Annotated in this window: 2 protein-coding genes and 1 pseudogene; all 3 read left to right on the top strand. The window is 62.8% G+C overall.

The window, feature by feature from the left end:
* A pseudogene (locus tag JYJ84_RS33800) lies at positions 1-317 on the top strand (4-hydroxy-2-oxovalerate aldolase); the annotation flags it as partial.
* Positions 318-485: 168 nt separating this feature from the next.
* The gene (locus JYJ84_RS33795; protein ID WP_122947144.1) at positions 486-2,105 is read left to right on the top strand and encodes an ATP-dependent endonuclease; all 1,620 of its coding nucleotides are present in this window, start codon (positions 486-488) and stop codon (positions 2,103-2,105) included.
* Between the two features lie 179 nt (positions 2,106-2,284).
* The coding region (locus JYJ84_RS33790) for an MFS transporter (protein WP_205190070.1) at positions 2,285-2,578 on the top strand (294 nt) is incomplete at its 3' end.

Raw genomic sequence — 2,578 nt, 5'->3', positions numbered from 1 at the left:
AAGTGTTCGTCGCGGTGTGCGACCGGATGGGGATCGAGACAGGGGTCGACGTGTTCGCGATCTCGGACGTTGCCGAGGATCTCGTGGTGCCGATCATGGATGCGCCGATCCGCCTCGATCGCGATGCGCTGACGCTCGGTTATGCAGGCGTCTACTCGTCGTTCCTGCTGTTCGCGAAGCGCGCGGAAGCGAAGTACGGGATTCCCGCGCGCGACATCCTCGTCGAGCTGGGCCGGCAACGGCTCGTTGGCGGGCAGGAGGACATGATCGAGGATGCGGCGCTGACGATGGTGCGGGCGCGGGAGGTGGCGGCCTGAGTGGGCAAGATCGTACGAGGACGCATGACGGAACGGGGCGCGAGCCCCGTTTTGCATTTCATGGCATCGGCAGACAGCCGTCATTCCCCCTACAATTTCGCATCGCACCGCTCCTGATGCACGCATCGGCCCGGTATTTCCGCCGCCCCCTCATCGATCTGCCCGCCCATGGCGCACCTCACACGTATCGCGTTTTGCGGCCTGCGCCGGCTCAATGCCTTTCGCGGATTCAGCGACAATCCGTTTCTCGACTGGACGCTCGCGAGAAAGCCCTACGTCTTCGACCGGGTCAACCTCCTGATCGGCGGTAACGGGGGCGGGAAATCGACCTTGATCGACCTGATCGATTCGATCCGCGATCCCGACCGACTGACCAGCCTGCCCAGAGAAAACCTGCTGAGCAACTCGGTATCGGCGTTCGAGATCGTGTTCGGCGACGGGAGCATATACGCCGGTCGCGCCATGTCCCACCGGATCGACGGCGTGGCAGAGGCAGACAATCTGGCCAACGACGACCGCGACGAACTCGATATCCAATACCTGGCATTGCGGTATCGCGGATCGGATCAGCAGCGCGCCAGTTTCGAGAAGAACGTCAGCAAAATCGGCCTCGACGATATCTCGCGGGATGAGATTCGCTCGCTCACGTCGATGCTTCCCTGTCACATCCGTTACTGGCAGGAACCCGTCGAACCCGACATGAAATCCGTTTGCCGGATCCTCAATCGGGCCGCCGAACATTTGCCGGGCATCCTGTCCTCGTCCACGCGCCTCGGTGACGACGGACGCATCTTCGAGTCAACGCTGGCGTACACGCGCACCCATCCGTTCGGCCTGCATGGCGAGGACCGGCTGGGCATCTGGTTGTCGGACGATGTCAGGCAAAGCAACCATGTCCATTTCCATTCGCTTCCGGCAGGCTGGAAGCGGCTCGTGTCGATCGTCGACTGGCTGGAACAGGCGGCCAGCGGATCGATCTGCCTGATCGAAGAACCCGAAACGCACCTGCACCCGACGCTCCAGCGGCACCTCGCGCACGAGATCGATCGCATCGTGCACGACAGGAACCTGCAACTCTTCATCGCAACGCATTCCCCGGTCTTCCAGCAGGTCAACGTCTGGAAAAATACCGCCAAGGTATTCGCTGCGGTTTCCGACGAGATCGTCGAATACACCGACGCCACCGGCATGCTCGACCAGCTCGGCATCAAGGCTTCGGACATTTCGCAAAGCAACGGAATCGTCTGGGTCGAAGGCCCCTCCGACCGGATCTACGTCAAACACTGGCTGGCGTTATGGTGCAAGGCCAACGGCAAGCCGGTGCCGATCGAGAATGTCGACTATTCGTTCTCGCTCTACGGTGGCGCATCGCTCGCTCATTTCAGCGCACAGGACACGGACGAATTCATCGCCATGCTCGGGATGAACCGTCATTGCGCGATCGTCATCGATCGCGATCGCGATTTCGAAGCCGACGCGCAAGGCCGACTCTGTTGCACCCGCACCGGCAGCGCGAAAGGTCGCGTGATCGGCGAACTCCGCGATCGCCCCGACACCGCGGTATGGATCACCGAAAAGTACACGATCGAAGGCTATCTGCCTCCGCAGTTCTTCAATCGGTACTTTTCGATCGACGAGCAAGGCGTGATCTCGACCACCCGGCAAAAAGTATCGATCGCGCAGCAATACGTTCGAAGCGCCGACACGCTCGACGATTGCGCGCCCGGCACGGACCTGCTGCAGCAACTGGAACGTCTGCATGCCGCCATTCACGCCTGGTCGTATTAGTCCACGGGCATCCGGATTGCTCGCGCTCGAGGGTGTCGTCGCATCGCCCCTCGTCTGCTGACACCACGCTGTCAGCAGACGGCGCCTAACCTCGACCGATCGCTCGAAACGAGGACTCCCCCGTGGCCCATCCCGGACAACGCGCCGAAGCGGCCTCCCGCACCGCCGAACGGCGCGGCATGACGCTGCTGACCCTCTGCCTCGCCGTCCTCGTCGCGCAGGTCGACACGGCCGTCGTGAATCTCGCGACGCGTGCGATCGGCGACTATTTCCACGCGGGCGTCGGCGCATTGCAATGGGTCGTCGACAGCTACAACCTCACGTACGCGGTGCTGCTGCTGACCGGCGGGCTGCTCGCGGACCTGCAAGGCCGACGCCGCATCTTCATCGCGGGCACGGCCCTCTTCACCGTCGCGTCGCTGCTGTGCGCGCTCGCGCCTTCAGTCCCGGTGCTGATCGCCGCCCGCGCGCTG

Origin of the sequence: Burkholderia sp. LMG 13014, from assembly GCF_905232215.1 — a bacterium.
In the GTDB taxonomy this organism is placed as follows: domain Bacteria; phylum Pseudomonadota; class Gammaproteobacteria; order Burkholderiales; family Burkholderiaceae; genus Burkholderia.
Note: the sequence above shows the minus strand (reverse complement) of the source record. Positions and strands in the feature narration are given on the sequence as shown.